The 18,023-nt window shown below is 33.7% G+C and carries 17 protein-coding genes; 10 read left to right on the top strand and 7 right to left on the bottom strand.

Annotation, left to right across the window (positions count from 1 at the left end; all coding sequences use genetic code 11):
* Position 1 precedes the first annotated feature (1 nt).
* From dut to ABJM36_RS06835, 6 genes are all read left to right on the top strand, one after another.
* Positions 2 to 436 (top strand): dUTP diphosphatase, encoded by a 435-nt coding sequence (dut, locus tag ABJM36_RS06860; RefSeq protein ID WP_348450536.1) that lies wholly within the window; start codon positions 2 to 4, stop codon positions 434 to 436.
* A gap of 96 nt (positions 437 to 532) precedes the next feature.
* On the top strand, positions 533 to 1,552 hold the full coding sequence (locus ABJM36_RS06855; protein WP_348450534.1) for a sugar phosphate nucleotidyltransferase: 1,020 nt from the start codon (positions 533 to 535) through the stop codon (positions 1,550 to 1,552).
* 187 nt (positions 1,553 to 1,739) lie between these two features.
* Entirely contained in the window at positions 1,740 to 3,101 is a 1,362-nt protein-coding gene (locus ABJM36_RS06850) for a tetratricopeptide repeat protein (protein ID WP_348450532.1), read from the top strand.
* On the top strand, positions 3,101 to 3,868 hold the full coding sequence (locus ABJM36_RS06845) for a DUF4292 domain-containing protein (protein WP_348450530.1): 768 nt from the start codon (positions 3,101 to 3,103) through the stop codon (positions 3,866 to 3,868). The genes ABJM36_RS06850 and ABJM36_RS06845 overlap by 1 nt, the downstream gene beginning before the upstream one ends.
* On the top strand, positions 3,869 to 5,098 hold the full coding sequence (locus ABJM36_RS06840; protein ID WP_348450528.1) for a peptidoglycan DD-metalloendopeptidase family protein: 1,230 nt from the start codon (positions 3,869 to 3,871) through the stop codon (positions 5,096 to 5,098).
* Positions 5,099 to 5,384: 286 nt separating this feature from the next.
* Positions 5,385 to 6,356, top strand: coding sequence for a DUF2806 domain-containing protein (locus ABJM36_RS06835; RefSeq protein ID WP_348450526.1), 972 nt, complete (start codon positions 5,385 to 5,387; stop codon positions 6,354 to 6,356).
* 176 nt (positions 6,357 to 6,532) lie between these two features.
* Here the strand turns inward: ABJM36_RS06835 and ABJM36_RS06830 are convergent, their stop codons facing one another.
* Entirely contained in the window at positions 6,533 to 7,042 is a 510-nt protein-coding gene (locus ABJM36_RS06830) for an acyl-CoA thioesterase (protein ID WP_348450524.1), read from the bottom strand.
* Positions 7,043 to 7,097: 55 nt separating this feature from the next.
* Positions 7,098 to 8,033 carry an SPOR domain-containing protein gene (locus ABJM36_RS06825; RefSeq protein ID WP_348450522.1) on the bottom strand — a complete coding sequence of 312 codons (936 nt, stop codon included), beginning with the start codon at positions 8,031 to 8,033 and terminating at the stop codon, positions 7,098 to 7,100.
* Positions 8,034 to 8,137: 104 nt separating this feature from the next.
* Between ABJM36_RS06825 and dprA the strand changes: the two genes are divergently transcribed.
* Positions 8,138 to 9,241: a DNA-processing protein DprA gene (gene dprA, locus ABJM36_RS06820; protein WP_348450520.1), complete on the top strand. Its 1,104-nt coding sequence runs from the start codon at positions 8,138 to 8,140 to the stop codon at positions 9,239 to 9,241.
* 68 nt (positions 9,242 to 9,309) lie between these two features.
* Here the strand turns inward: dprA and trpS are convergent, their stop codons facing one another.
* A complete protein-coding gene (gene trpS, locus ABJM36_RS06815; protein ID WP_348450518.1) occupies positions 9,310 to 10,278 on the bottom strand; it encodes a tryptophan--tRNA ligase in 969 nt (322 codons plus the stop codon).
* A gap of 116 nt (positions 10,279 to 10,394) precedes the next feature.
* Between trpS and ABJM36_RS06810 the strand changes: the two genes are divergently transcribed.
* A complete protein-coding gene (locus ABJM36_RS06810) occupies positions 10,395 to 11,135 on the top strand; it encodes a lysophospholipid acyltransferase family protein (protein ID WP_348450516.1) in 741 nt (246 codons plus the stop codon).
* 136 nt (positions 11,136 to 11,271) lie between these two features.
* Here the strand turns inward: ABJM36_RS06810 and ABJM36_RS06805 are convergent, their stop codons facing one another.
* The 4 genes from ABJM36_RS06805 to recA form a co-directional block, all read right to left on the bottom strand.
* Positions 11,272 to 12,840 (bottom strand): hypothetical protein, encoded by a 1,569-nt coding sequence (locus ABJM36_RS06805; protein WP_348450514.1) that lies wholly within the window; start codon positions 12,838 to 12,840, stop codon positions 11,272 to 11,274.
* Positions 12,841 to 13,383 (bottom strand): sigma-70 family RNA polymerase sigma factor, encoded by a 543-nt coding sequence (locus ABJM36_RS06800; protein WP_348450912.1) that lies wholly within the window; start codon positions 13,381 to 13,383, stop codon positions 12,841 to 12,843.
* Positions 13,384 to 13,406: 23 nt separating this feature from the next.
* Entirely contained in the window at positions 13,407 to 13,817 is a 411-nt protein-coding gene (locus ABJM36_RS06795) for a hypothetical protein (protein ID WP_348450512.1), read from the bottom strand.
* A gap of 252 nt (positions 13,818 to 14,069) precedes the next feature.
* Positions 14,070 to 15,080, bottom strand: coding sequence for a recombinase RecA (gene recA, locus ABJM36_RS06790; protein ID WP_348450510.1), 1,011 nt, complete (start codon positions 15,078 to 15,080; stop codon positions 14,070 to 14,072).
* 520 nt (positions 15,081 to 15,600) lie between these two features.
* Here recA and ABJM36_RS06785 point away from each other — a divergent pair.
* Both ABJM36_RS06785 and ABJM36_RS06780 read left to right on the top strand, forming a co-directional pair.
* Positions 15,601 to 16,665, top strand: coding sequence for a rhodanese-related sulfurtransferase (locus ABJM36_RS06785; protein WP_348450508.1), 1,065 nt, complete (start codon positions 15,601 to 15,603; stop codon positions 16,663 to 16,665).
* A gap of 189 nt (positions 16,666 to 16,854) precedes the next feature.
* Complete coding sequence (locus tag ABJM36_RS06780) at positions 16,855 to 17,859, top strand: radical SAM protein (RefSeq protein WP_348450506.1); 1,005 nt, start codon at positions 16,855 to 16,857, stop codon at positions 17,857 to 17,859.
* Positions 17,860 to 18,023: the final 164 nt, after the last annotated feature.

The raw sequence follows: 18,023 nt of genomic DNA, 5'->3' as shown, positions 1-18,023 counted from the left end.
CATGCAAATTAAAATTATAAATAAATCTAATCACGATTTACCACATTATGAAACTATAGCTTCGGCTGGTATGGATTTACGTGCCAACCTTACCGAAAGTATAACATTGCAACCGATGGAACGAAAAATTGTGCCTACAGGCTTGTTTTTAGAGCTTCCAATTGGTGTTGAAGCACAAGTGCGACCTAGAAGTGGTTTGGCAGCTAAAAAAGGCATTACAGTGCTTAACGCTCCTGGAACAGTCGATGCAGATTATAGAGGTGAAGTTGGAGTGATTTTAATTAATTTATCTCATGAAAACTTTACTGTAGAAAACGGCGAACGCATTGCTCAATTAGTTATTGCAAAACATGAACGTGCGGAATGGGATGAAGTTGAAGTGCTTTCTGAAACGGATAGAGGTGAAGGTGGTTTTGGAAGTACGGGAGTAAAATAGATCCTGCGAAGGTTTTTTGGAACCTTGTAGGTATAAAAGTTAGTAAGAAATAATTAAAGATTTCCGCCTTCGCGGAAATGACCAAATATTCATTCGATGAAAATAATAGTACCAATGGCAGGTCGTGGTTCTCGATTGCGCCCACATAGTTTAACTGTACCAAAACCATTAATTCCAGTTGCTGGGCAACCTATTGTTCACAGATTGGTAAAAGATATCGCCAAAGTATTAAAACAACCTATTGAAGAAATAGCGTTTGTTTTAGGTGATCCAGCGTGGTTTGGTGACGATGTGGTTGCTAGTTTAGAAAAATTAGCTACAGATTTAGGTGCTAAAGCATCTATTTATCGTCAGGATAAACCGCTAGGAACCGGTCATGCTATTATGTGTGCAAAACCCTCTTTATCTGGACCTGCAGTAATTGCTTATGCCGATACGTTAATTAGAGCAAAATTCGATTTAGATCCATCTGCGGATAGCGTTATTTGGACAAAACAAGTAAATAATCCAGAAGCTTACGGTGTTGTTAAGTTAAATTCAAACCAGGAGATTGTTGAGTTGGTTGAAAAGCCAGAAAATTTTGTGTCGGATCAAGCTGTAATAGGTATCTATTATTTTAAGGATGTTGCGGTTTTAAAAGGGAAGTTACAGGAAATCCTTGATGAAAACATTATGAATGGCGGAGAATACCAAATTAACGATGGTATTAAACGCATGATGGCCGAAGGTAAAGTTTTTAAAACAGGTACTGTTGATGAGTGGATGGACTGCGGAAACAAAGCCATTACCATAGAAACTAATCAACGTATGCTTGGGTTTTTAAAGACTGATGGCGAGGAGAAATTAGTAGCAGATTCTGCAAAACTTGAAAATTCTAATATTATTGAACCTTGTTTTATTGGTGAAAACGTAGTACTTAAAAACACAACTATTGGACCTTTTGTATCCGTTGGAAATGGCACAGTTATTGAAAATTGTACCATTGAAAATAGTTTGATACAAACCAATTCTGAAATTAAAAATGCCAAGTTAAACAATGCTATGATTGGTAATAACGTTAAGTACAATGGCGAATTTACTAGCATAAGTATTGGTGATTATTCTGTTTTAGAATAAATCCTTGTAAGGCAGGAATCTCATAAAATGATGTTAGCAAATATAAATTGACTATAGACTGATGACTGCCAATTAAAGACGCACCCCGCGTTAGGGATTGAAGTGGCATCCTTTTTGCCGTTAAAAGCAAAAAGATACAACGTAAAGCCCGACCACCTGTGGTGACGCCCAAATAATATAATAAATAATGAAACAAAAAATCTACATATTCTTTTTTCTCTTCGGAATGGTATTGCTTCCGCAGGTAAATTATGGGCAAGTAGATTTTAATAAAACGCCCGATGACGATTTAGGGAATAATGAAGATGAGTTTCAGGAGTTGTTTTACGAAGCTTTAAAGCAAAAGGGTATAGAGAATTATGATAGGGCTGCCGAAGCTTTGCAAAAGTGTATAGATATTGATAATTCTGTACCTGTTTTATATTTTGAGTTGGGTAAAAGCTATATTAAACTTAAAAATTTTGGAGAGGCTGAAGATGCCTTAAAAAAAGCGGTAGATATAGACCCTGATAACGAATGGTTTCTAGATGAGCTTTATGGGTTTTACGCCTCGCAAAACGAGCATGATTTGGCTATTAAAACGGTAAAGCAATTGGTGCGTTTTCATCCGGACTATAAAGAGGATTTAGCATCGCTTTATGTGCAAACTAAAAAATATGATAATGCCTTAGAGATTTTAGATGCTTTAGATGCCGAATATGGGATTTCGATAAGTCGAGATATTATTCGAAATCGAATTTATGAAGCTACAGGTCGCAAAAAAGATCAAATAGAAAATCTAGAATCGCGGGTTGAAAATAACCCAGAAAAGGAATCGAATTATTTAGCGCTCATTTATCGATATAGTGAAAATAACGAAAAAGAAAAGGCTTTTGAAACCGCTAAAGAACTTTTAAAGGTTAACCCTAGTTCACATTTAGTGCATTTAGCATTATACAAGTTTTATTTAGATGATAACGATGCTGAACAGGCCATTGAAAGCATGAAAATAGTGGTTAAAAGCACAAAAATTAAACCAGAAGCCAAGTTAAAAGTACTGAAGGATTTTGTAAGTTTTGTTAAAGAAAACCCGGAGTATGAAAGCGATTTGGTTGAGGCTACAGCTTTGGTTAGCGATACCAATAATAGTCACTCTGTCGAGGAGTTAGGACAATATTATTTAGCAAAAAATAATAAAGTTAAAGCATTAGAAAATTTTGAAAAAGCCTTAAAACTAGAACCAAACAATTTTAAGGTATTGCAAAATGTAATGCTATTATACATCGACTTAGAAAAGTTTGAGTTGGCTAAAACAAAAAGTAGTGAAGCACTTGAGGTTTACCCATCGCAACCCGTTATTTATCTCATACAAGGTGTGGCTTTAAATGCTTTAAATAACCCAAAAGAAGCTATTGATGCACTTGAAACAGGAGTCGATTATATTGTTGATGACACTAAAATGGAAGCCGATTTTTATAACCAACTAAGTAAAGCTTACACCCTACTAAACAATACAACTAAGGCAAAAGCGTTTAGTGATAAGGCAAAACAAATACATCCCCAAAATTAATGCAAACAACTTCAAAAATTATTTTAGGCTTATGCGCAATACTGCTGTTTAATTGTAAATCTGCAAAAACAGTTAGGGGTGGTGATGCTAATTTTAATTTATCTTCAAAACAAGTAATAAAAGAAAACGCAAAGCAAGTTGCTGCTTTTAAAACTTTACAATCCAAACTAAAAATAACCTATACACAAAAGGGGAAATCGCAAACGCATACTGTTAATTTTAGAACCAAAAAAGATGAGGCGATTTGGATAAACGCCCCGTTTTCTGTAATAAGAGCATTGGTAACACCCCAAAAAGTGAGCTTTTATAATAAATTAGATAACACTTATTTTGATGGCGATTATAAATATTTAAGTGATTTGTTAGGTACCGAATTGGATTTTAATAAGGTTCAGAATTTGCTGTTAGGTGAAACCTTATATCATTTAAATGCAAGTGATTATACAACTAGTGTGGATAATGAAGCTTATATCATTCAGCCGAAAAATCAGCGGGCATTATTCGAGATTTTCTTTTTATTAAATCCATCAAACTTTAAAGTGAAATCGCAGCAAATATCGCAACCAAAGGAGTTTAGACATTTACAAATAGATTATTTAAAGTATCAGCATGTGGATAGTCAAATTTTACCAGAATTAATAAAAGTAATTGCTGTAGAGTCTAATAATGAAATGGTTGTTGAATTAGAAATGAAAAATGTGTCCTTAAATGAAGAATTACGTTTTCCGTTTAAAATACCTTCGGGTTTTGAAGAAATTGAGCTTTAAATGAAAGTGAGTCATTTTACATATAAACTTATTTTTGTTTTGGGTGTTTTGCTGTGCAGTAGCCTGAGTTTTTCGCAAAGTGATAAGCAAAAACAATTGGAATCGCGCCGACAAGAGCTTCGCAGAGAAATTCAGAAAATTAATGAGTTACGAAACGAGAATAAATCGAAAACGAAGTCTGAACTCTCTTTAATTGAAGATTTCAATTATAAAATTAGTGTACTATCTAATTTAATTAAAGTAACGAATCAGCAGGCGAATTTACTAACGCGAGAGATAAGTGCAAATCAAAATAAAATATCAGATTTAAGAGGTGAACTAAAGCGATTAAAGGAAGATTATGCTGCTATGGTTGTGAAGTCCTATAAAAGCAAAAACCAGCAGAGTCGTATTATGTTTTTGCTGTCTTCTAATGATTTTAAACAAGCTTATAAGCGCTTACAGTACATTAAGCAATATTCGGACCACCAGAAGCAACAAGGTGAGGTTATAAAGCTTAAAACGAAGGAGCTTCAAGATATTAATGCGAGTTTATTAAAGCAACAGGAGGATAAAAAGAAATTAATTGCAGAAAATAGGGTGGTTCAAAAATCGTTAGAAGGGGAACGGAAACAACACGAAGTGGTAATGGCTTCGTTAAAAAAGAACATGTCTCGCTATGTGTCTGAAATAAAACAAAAGCAACGCGAAGCCGATAAAATTGATAGAGAGATAGACCGTATTATTAAAGCGGCTATTGCAAAATCTAACAAAAAAGCAGGTAAAACTGCAAGTTCTAAAAGTTTTGCTTTAACGGCTGAAGAAGCGGTGCTAGCCTCAAACTTTATTTCGAATAAAGGAAAACTACCTTGGCCTGTAGAAAAAGGTTTTGTGCGTTTAGGTTATGGTAAACAACCGCATCCTATAGATAGATCGTTAACCATTAATAGTAACGGTGTGCGTATTGCTACCGAAAAAGGCGCAAAAGCTAGAGCTGTTTTTGATGGCGAGGTAAGTGAAATTCTTAAAATGAAAAACGTAAATCCTATAGTAATGATTCGCCACGGAAATTACTTAACGCTGTATAGAAACTTATCGCAAGTGTATGTTAAAAAAGGGGATAAGGTTAAAACGAAACAGGTTATTGGCGAGGTGTTTACCAATCCTTCAAACGGCGAAACGATTTTAAGTTTTACCCTATCTAAAGGGACTGCAACCGAGAATCCTGCGAGTTGGATTTATAAAATGTAACTCATATGCCTGCGAAAGCAGGAATTTCATTATTAGAAGCAATACTTAATATTTAAAGTTCCTTATCTGCTAGAGCGTATTGTGCAACATTTATATTCTTTAGTTTATGTTGTATAAAATTCTACAATCAAATGGCGACAATTAACGGTGTTTTTTTATACTTTTCTTACAAATAAATTAATTATATTTACGGGATAGCAACGTCAAATTATTTGCTATATCTTGATGTTTTTAGGGGAAATGAAACATAGAATATATAACGTGTTGTGGTAAATATTGAAAAATAATGAGTGAAGAAAAAGATAAAGAAATAATAAAATCTTCTGGGATAGAATCAGAGGGTATATTGGCGGCTATTGACGGTATACCTTTACCACCTGCAATTAAAAAGAATCTTTGGAAATCACTTGGACGACTAATAACAGGTGTTGTCGATATTCCTGTTGCTTACTTAGAATCCAAATCAGAAAGTATAAAAGGAGAGACGACTGCTTTAAATGTCTTCAGGACAAAAGTTGCGGAAAAAGCCTCTGATGAATTTATACAAGATGAGGGTTTAATGAATCGAGCAGTTGACTATTATGGTTCTAAATTACTTAAAGAACAAATCAATCGTGAAAGTGTCGTAAATAAAGCTACAGATGAATTAAAATTAAATCCACCTGAAAGTGATACGGAAAAAGAAATTGATGAAGATTGGTTAGATATGTTTTCTCGGATTTCTGAAACTAAATCTAACAAAGAAGTTCAATTAATTCTATCTAAAATTTTAGCTGGTGAGATTAAACGACCTGGAAGTTTTGGACCTAAAACTCTTCAAACCCTAACGCTATTAGACCAAGAGACTGCGGAAATTTTTAGAGATTTCTGTTCTATAAGTTATGAGTTACCCCAATTAGGTGATAAAATGGTAAAGGTTATATCTGAACCCTTTGGTAGCCCAGGAAGCAACGCTTTAAAAGATTTCAATTTAAACTATTCAAATTTATCTCAACTTCAAGATTCAGGATTAATCCAATATGATTTAACAGCTTGGAGCGGTATTCAGCCTGCACTTTTCGTAATCCCTTTTAAAATTGGTAATAAGATGTTTCAACTAAGCCCAATTGGTGGAATAGACAGCAAACCAGTAAGAACAAAAGTGATTAATTTTACTCGAGTTGGTTTAGAATTAAGAAGAGTATTAGAAATGAAATCAAACAACTCATACAATGAAAAATTGATTGAGTGGATAAAGACAAAATTTAAATTAAAATAAAAAACTAAGCACAATAATGGCTATAAGAAATTGCTTGTTCTGTTCTACTTCTGAAAATCCGCGCAGATTTTCAGCTTGTCGTGTACTTGAAAAAGTCCGTGCCACCCCACGCAACTACTCATAGTCGAGACCGTTGCTCCAAATGTCTCTACATTACTAATAGGATAAAAAAAACACTAATCAAAAAGCGCTTTTAACTCTGTAGCTTCGTTAGGCTTTATTTTTCCGGCTAGTAATAGACTAAGTTGTTTTCGGCGTAAAGCAGCCTCAAAACGCTGTATTTCAAGCTCGGTTTCTGGTGTTACTTCGGGTACTTTTACGGGGCGTCCAGTTTCATCGACAGCCACAAAGGTATAAATGGCTTCGTTGGCTTTTGTTCGGGCTCCAGATTCGCGATCTTCCATCCAAACATCAATAAAAACTTCCATGGAGGTGTTAAACCCTCGAGATACTTTAGCCTCTACCGTTACAACACTTCCCAAAGGTACAGCACGATTAAACGCCACGTGGTTTACCGATGCAGTTACAACAATACGTCTAGAATGACGACGCGCAGCAATACTAGCCGCACGATCCATACGGGCTAATAATTCGCCACCAAAAAGATTGTTTAGTGGGTTGGTTTCACTAGGTAAAACCAAATCTGTCATGGTTGTTTTAGATTGTTCGGGTGTTTTTGCTTGCATTGTAGATTTTTATAATGCAGCAAAGTTACAAACTAAGAAATGATTTCGTGAAAAACTAGTCTAGTTTTTGTACTAGTAACCAAGCGTTTCTGTTATGCGATTTTTTAATGTCTTTAAGCGCTTTTAAAGCATCTAATCTATTTTCGTAACTTGCATAAGCAACTTGGTGTAAACCGTATTTATTTGCACCAATTTTTCTGGCACTAAAACCATCGGCTTTTAGTTGTTTAACTCTTGTGTCGCAGTTTTCTTCAACTCTAAAAGCTCCAGCAACAATATGGTAATTACCCGTTTGTTTAGTGACTTGTAAAGTAATTGCTGGTAATGGATTTAAGTTAAAAGTAGCTTGTTGTATTTTAGTATCTAATTGCTGTGTAGCTTGTCTTTGAGCGATTTGGTTATGTTGTTCGATTTGACCAACATAATAGTTAGAAGCTCCAAAACCACCTAAAGTTAAGGCTATTAAAGCAACTGCCGCATATTTTAAATAGGATTTAGATTTGCGCTTTTCTGGTGTTACCGAAATAGGAATTACTTTTTCAATAGCTTCAACTTCTTCTTTGTAAACCTCGCGTGTTACCGTTGGAGCTACAAATTGAGAAAGACCAAAAGAATCGGTTAAATAATTTAAGTGATAGGTAGGTTCAAATAAAATTTTACCTTCTTTATTAAAAACAATTTCACCAATGTTTTTAAACGTAAGCGTTTCGCCTTGTGTTAAATATGACTTTAGAAGTCTAACACGTTTTGCAATTTTTTTGTTAGCAACCTCAAAAGGAATTTTTTCTACATCGGCAATATAATGGGCCAACAAACCATCATTTTGCTGAATTTGCTCATTAAAGGATACTACTTTTTTAGGCGCATGAAAGGTATTTGTAGCATCATTAATGCTAGCAGATACTTGCTGCGTTAAAAAGGCACCAAACTCAGGAATGGTAACACACTCATATCTATATAGTAAGTCGCTTATGTAGGTTTCTAATTGCATAAAAACAAAGTTATAAAAAACTATTTTCTAATAAAATTTCGGGATAAGTATTTATTAACAAAGTAAAAATTCTTTTATTGTAGTTTTAAAATCAACAAGATAGCATGACAGAAAATGATTTGCTTTACACTTTAGGCTTGCAACATGTGCCCAATATTGGGGACATTACTGCTAAACGACTTATTTCGCATTGTGGTTCTGCCGAGGCGGTTTTAAAGGAGAAGTCCCAAAACTTACTTAAAATTGATGGCATCGGTAGCATTACCATAAGCGATTTGTTTAAAGCACATCATTTAAGGGAAGCCGAAAAAGAGATTCAATTTATAAAAGAGAACCATATTGATGTGTCGTATTTTCAGGAGTCTAACTATCCTGAAAAGCTAAAACATTGTATTGATAGTCCTATTTTGTTGTTTCAAACGGGTAATATAGATTTAAAAAATCGACATATTATTAGTATTGTTGGTACCAGAAAGATTACAACCAGTGGCATTGCTTTTTGTGATAATTTAGTGGAGCAATTAGCCATATATAACCCCATAATTGTTTCGGGTTTTGCTTACGGAACGGATATTACGGCTCATAAAGCAGCCATGAAACATAATTTACAAACGGTAGCCTGTTTAGCCCATGGATTAAATCAAATTTACCCTAAGGTGCACAAAAAGTATATGGTAGATATGGAGAAAAATGGTGGTTTTTTCTCTGATTTCTGGAGTACAGATACGTTTGATAAAACTAATTTTTTAAAAAGAAATCGAGTTATTGCTGGTTTAAGCGAAGCGACTATAGTTATAGAATCGGCAGAAAAAGGAGGGAGCTTAGTAACCGCAGATATTGCTAATTCTTATAATCGCGATGTGTTTGCGGTTCCTGGTCGTACTACAGATAGCCAAAGTATAGGTTGTAACAATTTAATTAAATATCAAAAAGCACATATGCTTACCACACCTTTGGATGTGCCTTATATTTTGGGTTGGGAATTGGAAAACGAAAAACAACCGGTTATCCAAAAGCAATTATTTGTAGAGCTAGATGCCACCGAAAAAGTGATTTATAATTATTTAAAAGAAAACGATAAACAACAGTTAGATAGCATTGCATTAAACTGTAATTTGCCTATTTTTAAAGTCTCTGGAACCCTATTAAATATGGAACTTAAAGGCGTTGTAAGACCGCTTCCTGGGAAATTGTTTGAGGTTATTTAAAACGAAAGCGGTATAGATCTAGAAATTCAAGTTTTTAATTGTGAGATTCCTGCGAGAGCAGGAATTTGTTAATAGCCAACTTTCTCACGAACTCTAGCCAAAACATCATTAGCTATTAATTTCGCTTTTTCAGCACCAACTAAAAGGGCTTTGTCAATTTCCTCTAAGTTGTTCATGTAATAGTTGTAGCGTTCGCGAGGTTCGGCAAACGTTTCAACAATTAACTCAAATAAGGCTTGTTTAGCGTGTCCGTAGCCGTAGCCACCCTTTTCGTAATTAGCTTTCATTTCGGCAATTTGTGCTTCATTGGCTAGTAATTTATAAATGCCAAAACAGTTACACGTACTCCAATCTTTAGGATCTTCAAGTGCTGTGCTATCGGTTTGAATACCCATAATTTGCTTGCGCAATTTTTTATCGGCTAAAAATATATTTATGGTGTTATTTTGGCTTTTGCTCATTTTTCCGCCATTAGTACCAGGTATTAGCATAATGTTTTCTTGCACCGAAGCTTTTGGTAAAACAAAGGTTTCTCCAACTTTAGCATGAAAACGAGAAGCGACATCGCGAGTCATTTCTAAATGCTGTTCTTGATCTTTTCCAACAGGTATTATTTCGGCATCGTATAATAATATATCGGCAGCCATAAGCATTGGATAGGTAAACAAACCAGAATTAACATCTTCTAATCTATCGGCTTTGTCTTTAAAACTATGCGCTAAGGTTAGGCGTTGGTAAGGAAAAAAGCAGCTTAAATACCAAGACAGTTCGGTTACCTGAGGAATATCACTTTGTCTGTAAAACACCGTTTTTTCTATGTCTAAACCAAATGCTAACCACGTTGCTGCGGTAGAGTATGTGTTTTCGCGTAAGGTTTTTGCATCTTTAATTTGTGTTAAAGTATGCATGTTTGCAATAAATAAATACGACTCATTTTCTGGGTTTTTAGCCATTTCAATTGCTGGTATAATGGCCCCTAAAATGTTCCCTAAATGTGGTGTTCCTGTACTTTGTATGCCTGTTAGTATTCTTGCCATTCTTTCATTCCCTTAAACAGGGGAATTGTATTAAAATTAAACGCTTCTTTTCTTATTTTGGCAAAGGTAAACGTTTTAATAAAATAGCTCAATACAATTATGTATTTTTGAAGTTTATGAAACTATTTAAATACTTTTTCTGGCTACTTTATCGTATTTGGTTTTATATACTTGTAGCGCTGCCCATACTTATACTGTTTCCAATTCTTTTAATTTCTATTGCTAAAGAATCTTGGTACCCTTTCTTTTTTAGGATTGCAAGGTTATGGGCAAAGTTTATTTTAATTGGGATGGGTTTTGCGTATCGTATTAAACGCGACGAAATACCAGATAAAAATAAAAGCTATATGTTTGTAGCCAACCATACCTCAATGGCAGACATTATGCTTATGTTGGTAACGGTTAAAAACCCTTTTGTATTTGTTGGAAAAGCCGAATTGGCTAAAATTCCGCTATTTGGATTCTTTTATAAACGCACCTGTATTTTAGTTGATAGGAGTTCTCCAAGGAGCAGGCAAGCCGTGTTTTTAAGAGCCCAACGCCGATTAAAATCTGGAGTCAGTATTTGTATATTTCCTGAAGGCGGTGTACCAGAAGAACATGTTATGTTAGATGCTTTTAAGGACGGTGCGTTTAGGTTGGCTATAAATCATCAAATTCCCATTGTTCCAATAACTTTTGCCGATAATAAGAAACGATTTTCGTATACTTTTTTTAGTGGAGGTCCAGGAAGAATGCGCGTTAAAATTCATAAATTTATTCCTACGAAAGGTTTGAAAATTGAAGACACTAAACGTTTAAATGAAAATTCTAGAGTTGTAATTTTGAAACAGCTTGAAGCATTTAATAACGAATAAAACTTAAGTTTTGGAACATCTTGTTTATAACAGAGTTCCGAAAATAAAAAAAAACTGCTCGAGGGGACGAGCAGTTCCCTTTTGATATGTGTTTCCGAGCTTAAATGGAAACCCATATCTAGATCTAACCAAAAACCTAGAATTTAATAGAGAATCCGGTATAAACACCAATAAAAAATGGTGAAAAATTACCAGAAGTATTGTTAAATGTGTTGAATTGATATTTAAATATAGGCTCTAAATTCAAATCGAATGTTTTAGTAACCTTATAGTTTAATCCCATTCCTAGATTAGCACTATAACTTATGTTGTTAATGTTGCTAGCTTCACCAAGATAGGTTCTAGTGCCATTTTGTTCTTCAGAAAAAATCTCATTACTATTTAAAAAGAACGAGCTAAATCCACCAATAAGATTGACACCAAATTTTCTATCGGAAAGTGTATACTGTATTTCCAAAGGGATTTCAATATAGCCTAATGCTTGATTTATAGAGCCGTTAGAAGCCGCAAAGGAATCGGAAGCATTGGCATTTAAATTTTCTGAGCTTATAAGTGAAACTCCATCGGCATCACTAGAGTTGCCTCGAGCATTCACATTTTGTAATGCACTAGTTTTTGAGCTTAAACCAACCGATTGAAATACCACAACATCATTTGTATTATAACCTAAATTAACGCGGTTAATTCCTGAACGTACACTCAGTTTTTTAGTTACCGCATAGCTTGCAGAAATACCATAACTCATATTAATTTCGCCCGATTTAGAATTTGAATTAAACTGTGGGTCTATGGACGACCCTTCATTTAAAGTATTAAAATAAACAGGTGCTGCATTTGGTGCAACACGCCATTTGTTATTTGGTGTTTCCTTATTACCCGCAATTTCTTCAGTGTCTTCTAAAGCATCCTCAATAGAACGTTTATTGTTTTCTAGTTTAAGTACAGCCGTTTGTGAATCCTTTTTTTCTTCGTTGGATGTTGAATTGCTATTAGAATTAGCAATAGCAGTTTCTTTTTTAGCAGCTTCTTCAATACGTGTTTTGGCTTTTTCTTTACTAACTACAGGTGTTTCAGTATTCAGTTTATTATCTGTGTTGGTTTCTTCGGGAGTGCTAGCAACTTGTTTTGTGTTTTTTAAAGAATTTTGAAGGCTTGATGTTTTCCTTTTTTCTTTTGAAACTGTATTGGCGATATTAGTACTGTTGTTAATGTTAAATGTATTCGTTTTGTTTGATGCTTTTAAGTTGTTGCTTTTTGAAGACGTACTTTTAGAAACAACTATGTTGTTTGAAGGATTTGTTGAGTTAGTGCGAATAACAGCTTCTTTTGTTAATGTATCTGTGTTGGTGTTTGTGCCGTTTTCATTGGCTTTATTAGAAACTATAACAGGGGTGTCAACAGTATTGATAATAGGCCGGTTGTTTTCTCTTGTCCTATTGTATTCAGGTATTTTGTTTTCGGTATCTACAACTTGGTTAGTAGTGTTTTTTTCTGTATCATTAAAAAAGAGGCTACCAATAGTTACAAGTACCACCAAAAGAGCAGCAACGCCAGCATAACGCCACCAGATAGGAATAATGCGTCTTTTTTTCTTTTTCTCGTTTAGTTTTGCTTCAATAGTTGCCCAAACAGCATCGTTAGGTGCGGCTTCAAAATCTTTAAATCCTTCCTGAAATAATCGGTCTATATGTTTTTTATCGCTCATTTAAAAGGAATGTGAACGTTGTGTTATTCTATGATTTTCTATCGTTTGTTTCAAAATTTGTCTCGCTCTCGCTAGGTTTGATTTTGATGTGCCTATGTTTATTTCTAGCATTTTAGCAATGTCTTTATGCGAATAGCCGTCAAGTACATAAAGGTTAAAAATTAACCGATATCTGTCTGGTAATTCTTGAATGATTTTTAGAAGATAATCAATGGAGAGCTCATCTTCATCAACTTCAACTTCTTCATCCTCAATAGTATTTTCATTTATAATATCAAAAACCTTTTCGTTTCGGTAACGCTGTAAAACGGTATTTACGGTTATGCGTTTTATCCACCCTTCAAAAGAGCCTTTATGTTTATACTGCTCAATTTTTTTGAAAATTGTTAAAAATGCGTCTTGCAAATTATCCTGTGCTTCAGCATAGTTGCGCGAATACTTTAAGCAGATAGCGAATAATTTACCCGAATAGAGTTTATATAATTCGCCTTGTGCTTTAGTATCTTCATTCTTACAATTTTCTATGAGTTGATTTAAACTCAATTTAAACATGTATTAATTAATACTTACTCTACAACGGGCACTTCAATGGTTAAATATTGTGTTTCGCCATCGGCATCTTCACCCTGCCAAAACTTAAAAATATACGAGCCATTACTAGTTACTTTAAAGTTAAAGGTAGCTTCTGTTTCTTGGTTTTCAAAAGTTTCACAGTTGTTTTGATCAAAAACATAAGTTATTGGAGCTACTGTTCTTTCATTATTTTCTTTCAAATAATAAAACTCTTTAAAAGCATGACACGATGATGGATTTAAGTAGGTTACTGTTATTGGATAAACTTCACCTAACTCGAATTCGTCTGGTATGTCTACACTTTCTACAGGTAAAATTTCAAAACTAAAACTAGTGGCATCGTCATCAATACTACAAGATACGCACAGTAACAGTGTTAAACAAAGTACAAGTAAATTTTTCATAGCAAATTAATTTTTAGGGTTATTTACATGTTTGCACTATTAAGATGCAAAATAAACCAAATGGTTGCGTATAAAATTAGTTTAATTAGTGGCCTTGTAAATTATGTGTACTAACGTTAAATGTTTTGTAGCAAGTTTATTATCTGTAAAATTTGTGTTTTTTAATAGGGTGAAGTTTGTTTAAAAGATGCAAAGAGCGATAAGGAAAGGGTGTAAACTAAAAAATCCCGAATTAACGGGATTTTAATTTATTTATTCTTGTTCGTCTATTACTTTTCTAACCTTAGCTTCTAGCTCGTCCATAAGTTCTGGATTGTCTTTAATTAATGCCTTTACCGCATCTCTACCTTGGCCTAGTTTGGTTTCGTCGTAGCTAAACCAGGAACCACTTTTCTTTATTATTTCATGATCTACAGCAAGATCTAAAATTTCACCAACTTTAGATACGCCTTCGCCATACATGATATCGAATTCTGCTAATCTAAAAGGCGGTGCTACTTTGTTTTTAACCACTTTTACACGGGTTTTGTTACCCATTACGTTACCGTCTGTACTTTTTATTTGTGTAGATCGTCTAATATCTAATCTTACAGAAGCATAGAATTTTAATGCATTACCACCTGTTGTTGTTTCAGGGTTACCAAACATAACACCAATTTTTTCACGTAATTGGTTAATGAAAATTACAGTACAATTGGTTTTGCTAATAGAGGCTGTTAGTTTTCTTAAGGCTTGCGACATTAAACGCGCGTGAAGTCCCATTTTGGAGTCTCCCATTTCGCCTTCAATTTCACTTTTTGGTGTTAAGGCTGCTACAGAATCTATTACAACAATATCGATAGCTCCAGAACGAATTAAATTATCGGCAATTTCTAAGGCTTGCTCACCATTATCTGGTTGCGAGATTATAAGGTTATCGATATCAACGCCTAATTTTTCGGCATAAAAACGATCAAAAGCATGCTCTGCATCAATAAATGCTGCTATACCTCCAGCTTTTTGCGCTTCGGCAATGGCATGCAAGGTTAAGGTTGTTTTACCAGAAGATTCTGGTCCGTAAATTTCAATAACTCGGCCTCGTGGATAACCACCAACGCCTAAAGCAATATCTAAACCTAATGAACCTGAAGGGATGGCTTCGACATCTACTATTGCAGAATCGCTCATTTTCATTACGGTTCCTTTTCCGTAGGCCTTATCTAATTTATCTAAAGTTAGTTTTAGTGCTTTTAATTTTGCTTCTTTTTCTTTATCGCTGCTCATTTTCTTTTTTTTTCTGAAAAATTGTATGCTAAAGTACTATATCTTTTATCATGTTACAATAATAGTTTTCAACATCCTTAAATGTAGTGGTAAATACTTGATTTTAGGGCTTAAATTTTTTTTTAAAGTTTAACGCAACCTTTTTTAGTATTATGCATCTAGATAGTAAAGGGAAAAGATATTGCTATCAAATTTACCAAAAGAGTTTTGATATAAAGACTAACTCTAAACTCGATAAAAAGCATCTAAAACAGTAGTTTTAGGTGCTTTTTTGTTTTTTTAGGGATTAAAGGGTGTGTTATTAAAATAAACCTATAGCCCGTTTTTTAAACTTTGACCTTGGTGGATAATTGCGCTAGGGATAGTAATGAAAAGCCCACAGCCTGACGCAGGAAGTGCGAGGACTTGCAATGGATAGCCCGACCTTTTGGTAGCGCCCAAATTTTTAAAATTGTGTAATTGTATATTAATTGTATTTTTGCATCTTAAAATATTCTTTAACTTAAAAATTTAGTATAGCATGCAACTGTACAATACATTAAGCGCGAAGGAAAGAGCAGAGTTAATCGAAAAAGCCGGAAAGGATCGATTAACACTTTCTTTTTACCAATACGCTAAAATTACAAATCCTCAGGAATTTAGAGATCAGTTATTTATTACTTGGAATAAACTAGACGTTTTAGGACGTATTTATGTGGCTCAAGAAGGGATTAATGGTCAATTGTCATTACCAGCAGACCGGTTTAACGAATTTAAAACACATTTAGATACTATTGATTTTTTAAAAGGTATCCGTTTAAATATTGCTGTAGAGCAGGATAACATGTCGTTTTTAAAATTGAAAGTAAAGGTGCGAAACAAAATTGTTGCCGATGGCTTAAAGGACGACACTTTTGATGTTACCAATAAAGGTGTGCATGTTGATGCTGAAAAGTTTAATGAGCTTATTGAGGATAATAACACCGTTTTGGTGGACATGAGAAATCATTATGAGAGTGAAATTGGGCATTTTAAAAATGCGGTAACACCAGATGTTGATACCTTTAGGGAGTCGTTAGATATTATTGAGGACGATTTGAAAGACCATAAGGAAGATAAGAATTTGGTAATGTATTGTACAGGAGGAATTCGATGTGAAAAAGCGAGTGCGTATTTTAAACACAAGGGGTTTAAAAATGTGTTTCAGTTAGAAGGTGGTATTATTGAATATACACGACAGGTGAAGGACAAAGACTTAGAAAATAAGTTTATGGGGCAGAATTTTGTTTTTGATGAAAGACGTGCCGAACGTATTAGTGATGATGTTATTGCTAAATGTCATCAATGTGGCGATGCTTTTGATGTTCATACTAATTGTGCTAATGATGCTTGCCATTTGCTGTTTATACAATGTGATAAATGTAAAGAAGAGATGAATAATTGCTGCTCTACCAATTGTAAAGAGATTCATGCTTTACCATTTGAAGAGCAAAAGGCTTTACGAAAAGGACAAGCTAATAGTAATGATATTTTTAAGAAAGGTCGTGCCGACCATTTACCATATAAAAAAGACTTGCGAAATATTTTTGAAAGTTTTAAAAAATAGAAAAAAGGCTTCTAAAATTAGGAGCCTTTTTTTTGATAGTTAATGATTGTAAAGTTTTTTAATTAAGTGCATTCCTTAGATTTTTGTAAGATTTAATTTGCTAAAGGGTTATGTTTTATACAGAATGGTTAACTAGTTAAAACTTAAAACCGATTAAATGCATACTTTTGAAGTTCTGAAAAAGGATTAATGGATATATACAAACTTTTAAAACTTAATAAGAAAATAAAAAACCATAGGGTGAAATTTCTTGGTTTATATATTTTACATAAGTTAAATAAAAGGTATTTAGCAGTAAATTTAGATCCTGTTTTAGCATGTAATTTACGTTGTAAAATGTGTTATTTTACAGATGAAGAATATGTTAAAAAACTAAAAGGTCAATTTAGTGAGGAAGACATAAAACGTGTAGCAGAAACCGTTTTTAAAAGAGCCTTAAAATTACAGGTTGGTTGTGGGACGGAGCCAACGCTATATAAAAAATTACCAGAGTTAATAGCTTTAGGTAAGGCTTATAACGTGCCTTATATCTCGCTTACTACGAATGCTAATTTACTTACCGAAGAAAAAATAGAAGCGCTTTTAAAGGCTGGATTAAATGAGTTTACCATATCGCTTCATGGGGTTAAAAAAGAGTCTTACGAGAATTTTATGAAAAATGCAGACTACGAAAAATTTCATGCTGCTTTTAATGCTTTTAAAAAACTAAAAGAAAAATACGATTTTAAGGTGCGTATAAATTATACTTTTAACAAGGATAATTTTCATGAATTAAAAGACTTTTTTAAATATTTTGATGGAGGTAGTTTTGATATACTTCAGGTGCGTCCCATTCAAAAAATAGGAAATACAGAGTATAATGATTTTGATATTTCGAGTTTAAAGGATGATTATTCCGAAATAATACAAGAAATTTCAGAACACTGTAAGTCGAATAAAATTACCTTATTGGCACCTAAATCTATTGCTAAATTGGCTCATAAAAACGAAGCTAGTTTTATATTCGATTACACCTTCTGTTATGTGTCTCCCACTAGTTTTTGGAAAGAAAATTTTAATTGGAAAGAAGAAAGCTTTAACGAGTTTAGCAAAAAAATAGGTTGGAGTAAATTGCTGTTTTCCAATATTTTTAAGTCCAAAAAAGAACTTAGCACAACCTCAAATAAACTTAATTATGATGTTAATTTTAATTGAAAAAAAATTATAAAACCCTTTGCTTTATAGTCTCTCATAATAATCTTATATTTACATCTTGAAGTGTTTTTTGTAATAGCAATTAAAAAGAGGCTTCTTAAAATTTCATTATCAGATATTTACAGATTGCTATGCTGTAAAATGAAATTGAAAAATAGAATAGA

The organism is Algibacter sp. (assembly GCF_039977455.1).
In the GTDB taxonomy this organism is placed as follows: domain Bacteria; phylum Bacteroidota; class Bacteroidia; order Flavobacteriales; family Flavobacteriaceae; genus Algibacter_B.
The sequence above is the reverse complement of the archived record's forward strand: the minus strand, read 5'-3'. Positions and strand labels throughout refer to the sequence as shown.

Coding starts and splice junctions, on each gene's coding strand:
- dut (WP_348450536.1), top strand. CDS start 2: ATGCAAATTAAAATTATAAATAAATCTAATCACGATTTACCACATTAT.
- ABJM36_RS06855 (WP_348450534.1), top strand. CDS start 533: ATGAAAATAATAGTACCAATGGCAGGTCGTGGTTCTCGATTGCGCCCA.
- ABJM36_RS06850 (WP_348450532.1), top strand. CDS start 1,740: ATGAAACAAAAAATCTACATATTCTTTTTTCTCTTCGGAATGGTATTG.
- ABJM36_RS06845 (WP_348450530.1), top strand. CDS start 3,101: ATGCAAACAACTTCAAAAATTATTTTAGGCTTATGCGCAATACTGCTG.
- ABJM36_RS06840 (WP_348450528.1), top strand. CDS start 3,869: ATGAAAGTGAGTCATTTTACATATAAACTTATTTTTGTTTTGGGTGTT.
- ABJM36_RS06835 (WP_348450526.1), top strand. CDS start 5,385: ATGAGTGAAGAAAAAGATAAAGAAATAATAAAATCTTCTGGGATAGAA.
- ABJM36_RS06830 (WP_348450524.1), bottom strand. CDS start 7,042: ATGCAAGCAAAAACACCCGAACAATCTAAAACAACCATGACAGATTTG.
- ABJM36_RS06825 (WP_348450522.1), bottom strand. CDS start 8,033: ATGCAATTAGAAACCTACATAAGCGACTTACTATATAGATATGAGTGT.
- dprA (WP_348450520.1), top strand. CDS start 8,138: ATGACAGAAAATGATTTGCTTTACACTTTAGGCTTGCAACATGTGCCC.
- trpS (WP_348450518.1), bottom strand. CDS start 10,278: ATGGCAAGAATACTAACAGGCATACAAAGTACAGGAACACCACATTTA.
- ABJM36_RS06810 (WP_348450516.1), top strand. CDS start 10,395: ATGAAACTATTTAAATACTTTTTCTGGCTACTTTATCGTATTTGGTTT.
- ABJM36_RS06805 (WP_348450514.1), bottom strand. CDS start 12,840: ATGAGCGATAAAAAACATATAGACCGATTATTTCAGGAAGGATTTAAA.
- ABJM36_RS06795 (WP_348450512.1), bottom strand. CDS start 13,817: ATGAAAAATTTACTTGTACTTTGTTTAACACTGTTACTGTGCGTATCT.
- recA (WP_348450510.1), bottom strand. CDS start 15,080: ATGAGCAGCGATAAAGAAAAAGAAGCAAAATTAAAAGCACTAAAACTA.
- ABJM36_RS06785 (WP_348450508.1), top strand. CDS start 15,601: ATGCAACTGTACAATACATTAAGCGCGAAGGAAAGAGCAGAGTTAATC.
- ABJM36_RS06780 (WP_348450506.1), top strand. CDS start 16,855: ATGGATATATACAAACTTTTAAAACTTAATAAGAAAATAAAAAACCAT.